The sequence below is a fragment of the Chitinispirillales bacterium genome, from assembly GCA_031254455.1.
In the GTDB taxonomy this organism is placed as follows: domain Bacteria; phylum Fibrobacterota; class Chitinivibrionia; order Chitinivibrionales; family Chitinivibrionaceae; genus WRFX01.
Genome location: JAIRUI010000037.1, coordinates 1 through 3,310 on the forward strand (window position 1 = coordinate 1; position 3,310 = coordinate 3,310).

Consider the following 3,310-nt stretch of genomic DNA (forward strand, 5'->3'; position numbering starts at 1 on the left):
ATAAAACACAGTAATAAAAACGGAAAATCTAAAACGGTCGGCTGCGAAAAATATCAAATCACAATACTACGAGATTTGGCTAATTGTGAATAAAATATATAGACAACAAGTTGAACTACTGCTAAACATTATTCCAACATTAGCAGAAATTGACTGTTTTGCAATTCACGGCGGAACGGCAATAAATTTTTATGTGCTGGATTTGCCACGCTATTCAGTTGATATTGACGTAACTTACACACGAATAAAACCAAGCGAAGAAACATTTATAGAAATAGCAAAAAACCTGCAAATCATAAAAGAAAAAATAATATCAATTATTCCGAATGTTGTTGTAGTTGAAAAACCGAATAAAATCTATTGCATGCATCATGGCGTAATTGTCAAAATTGAAGTAAGTAGCACAAATATAGGAATAATCGAACCAACTTTTATAAAACCACTATGTAATTATGCACAGAACGAATTTGAAACGGTAAACTATGCAAAAATTGTTTCGATTTCTCAACTTTATGGAGGCTTAATAACCGCTGCGCTTGACCGTCAGCATCCACGAGATTTGTTTGACATAAAAATGATGTTCGACTTTGTAACAGATTTTGAGCGAATAAAAAAAGGATTTATCTATTATCTATTAGGTAGCGACCGACCAATTCATGAATTGCTATCTCCGGGTCGAATAGACCACAGAGAAACGCTTGTAAAACAATTCACAGGCATGGCGTCTGTAGCATTTTCTTACAACGATTTCGAAACAACACGCGAAAAATTGATTAATTTTATCAATTCAAATTTATTACAACAGGATAAAGCGTTTTTAGTAGCATTTGAGGCAGGCAATGATTTATCTCAATTTGTAGAGTATCAGGAATATTTACAATTCCCGTCCGTACAATGGAAATTACATAAAATTAATAAGTTAAGAGAAAACGAACCAGAAAAGCATATAGAAAGAGTAAAAAGATTAGAAAATTATTTAAAGTAGAAATTAAGGGAAAAGGGCAATCGTCTAACGGTCGGTTTTGCGCTATTGCGGTCATATCACGCGGAAAAGTTGTAAGATTTTGAAACCTTGTATCCCGCTCTAACGTAGCAAAACCGCAACATCGCAAAGCCGCCAGAACGTTGTATGCAAGTTTGCGGACAGCGCAGTGCAATTGACAAAAAAAATGGAGAAGCCGATAGCCGAAAGTGGAGGCGTAATTTTAAATAATAGTTTTATGAACAGCGTTTTAGGAAACAGAACAATGGATAGAAGCCATAAAGAAAATACGAGAAGTGTATTTAGAAGAATTTAAAGCGTATTTGTAGTCGCACAACATAATATATTGTTTTAGAAAAAAAATTGTACCTTTGCAAATCTAAAATACGTCACAAATTATTGCGTTATTTGTGACAGAAAAAGAAAAAATAATTATATGCAAAATACTAATAATAATATAATTGAATACATTAAGCGAAATCGGAACGTAAGTATATTTTTTGCAGACGAATTTCGCAAATTCGGCAATAATGATGCTGTTAGGCAAGCATTGTCGCGATTATGTAGAAAAAATTTTTTGATACGGCTTTCAGCAGGTATTTACTTGTATCCAAAAATAGATAAAGAAATTGGTATCATTTTTCCGTCAATCGAAACCATTGCAAAAGTCATTGCCAAAAGAGAAAAAATTCGGCTAATTCCGACAGGTTCGTATGCTCTTAATGCTTTGGGACTTTCTACACAAGTGCCAGCAAAGGTTGTTTTTTTGACTGACGGAACAGCAAGAATTGTGAAAGTTGGTAAAAAAGCAACTATCAAATTTAAAAGAACAGTTGCCAAAAATTTGTCTTATAAAGGCAAAATTTCGTTGTTGGCAATTTTTGCATTAAAAGAAATTGGCAAAGACAAAGTAACAGGCGAACAACTGCAAAAAATAAGAGAGGCATTGCAGTACGAAAAGCGAGAAAATATCATACACGATACAGGGCTTGCTCCTGTTTGGATTTCAAATATACTTTTAAAATTGATTGAAAATGAACAAATTCACTAATTTACAAGATGTCGAACGCATAAAATACATTGACAATTTAACACTCGAATACAATTTATCTACTGTAGCAATTGAAAAAGATTGGTGGATTAGTACTGTTTTGCGTGCTTTGTTTGCCTTGCCTTACGCAGAAAATCTGTCATTCAAAGGCGGAACTTCGTTGAGCAAATGTTATAATCTGATTGAGCGTTTTTCAGAAGATATTGATATTGCTGTATATCGGGAATTTTTGGGATTTGATGGAACTTTATCAAAAACTCAAATTAACGATAAATTGCGCCGTGCCGCCTGTTCGTTTGTGCGAGAAAAATTGCAGTTTGATATAGCAAAAGAACTTGAAAATCAAGGAATAAATGCGGATTTATTTTCTGTAAATGTAAATATCACCCCTATTACAACCACTGACCCCGAAATTATTGAAGTGCATTACAAATCGCTTTTTCCTGAAAGTAATTACATTAAACCGATTGTAAAATTAGAAATTAGCGGTCGTTCGATGAACGAACCGTTACAAAAAATTGCTTTGCAATCATTTATTGACGAAACATATTCTGATAAAGTGTTTGCAGAAACCCCCTTTGAAGTGAATGCCGTTGTACCAGAACGTACATTTCTGGAGAAAATCTGTCTTTTGCACGAAGAATTTGCTAAACCACAGAAATTTATGCGTACAGAAAGAATGAGCCGACATTTGTACGATTTGGAAAGAATGTACAGTGCAGGAATAGCAGAAAAAGCATTGTTAAACAAAGAATTATACACAAACATTATTGAACACCGTCGCATTTTCATTGGCTTGAAAGATTTTGATTATGACACACTTGCACCACATACAATAAAAATCATTCCGCCTGACAATATCATTACTTTGTGGAAAGCCGATTACGAAACAATGCAAGAAACAATGATTTATGGAGAATCATTATCCTTTAGCAAATTGATAGAGAGAATAAAACAACTGAATAAAAAAATAAATGAGATTGAGTGGTAACAAAAACCTGCATACAACGAGCGGTTTGGCACAATGGCGGCATTACCCCGCAGACAATTTTGTGGGAATTTGGACGTTATTACCCCGCAGCAAGTTCAGTGGAAGCCGCCACTGCGCCAAGCCGCCGGGACGTTAGCCGATACCCGGAAGACGACCGCAAAAACTATATAAAACACAGTAATAAAAACGGAAAATCTAAAACGGTCGGCTGCGAAAAATATCAAATCACAATACTACGAGATTTGGCTAATTGTGAATAAAATATATAGACAACAAGTTGAACTAC

At 34.5% G+C, this 3,310-nt stretch carries 4 protein-coding genes; all 4 read left to right on the top strand.

The genetic code is table 11. The annotated features are described in order from the left end of the window. Window positions 1-85: 85 nt before the first annotated feature. The 4 genes from LBH98_02700 to LBH98_02715 all read left to right on the top strand — a co-directional run bounded on the left by LBH98_02700 (window position 86) and on the right by LBH98_02715 (window position 3,284). Window positions 86-985: a nucleotidyl transferase AbiEii/AbiGii toxin family protein gene (locus LBH98_02700; GenBank protein MDR0303667.1), complete on the top strand. Its 900-nt coding sequence runs from the start codon at window positions 86-88 to the stop codon at window positions 983-985. A gap of 433 nt (window positions 986-1,418) precedes the next feature. Beyond that, the gene (locus LBH98_02705; protein ID MDR0303668.1) at window positions 1,419-2,033 is read left to right on the top strand and encodes a DUF6088 family protein; all 615 of its coding nucleotides are present in this window, start codon (window positions 1,419-1,421) and stop codon (window positions 2,031-2,033) included. Next, on the top strand, window positions 2,017-3,024 hold the full coding sequence (locus LBH98_02710; GenBank protein MDR0303669.1) for a nucleotidyl transferase AbiEii/AbiGii toxin family protein: 1,008 nt from the start codon (window positions 2,017-2,019) through the stop codon (window positions 3,022-3,024). The genes LBH98_02705 and LBH98_02710 overlap by 17 nt, the downstream gene beginning before the upstream one ends. Next, window positions 3,018-3,284 (top strand): hypothetical protein, encoded by a 267-nt coding sequence (locus tag LBH98_02715; protein MDR0303670.1) that lies wholly within the window; start codon window positions 3,018-3,020, stop codon window positions 3,282-3,284. Before LBH98_02710 ends, LBH98_02715 begins: the two co-directional genes overlap by 7 nt. Window positions 3,285-3,310: the final 26 nt, after the last annotated feature.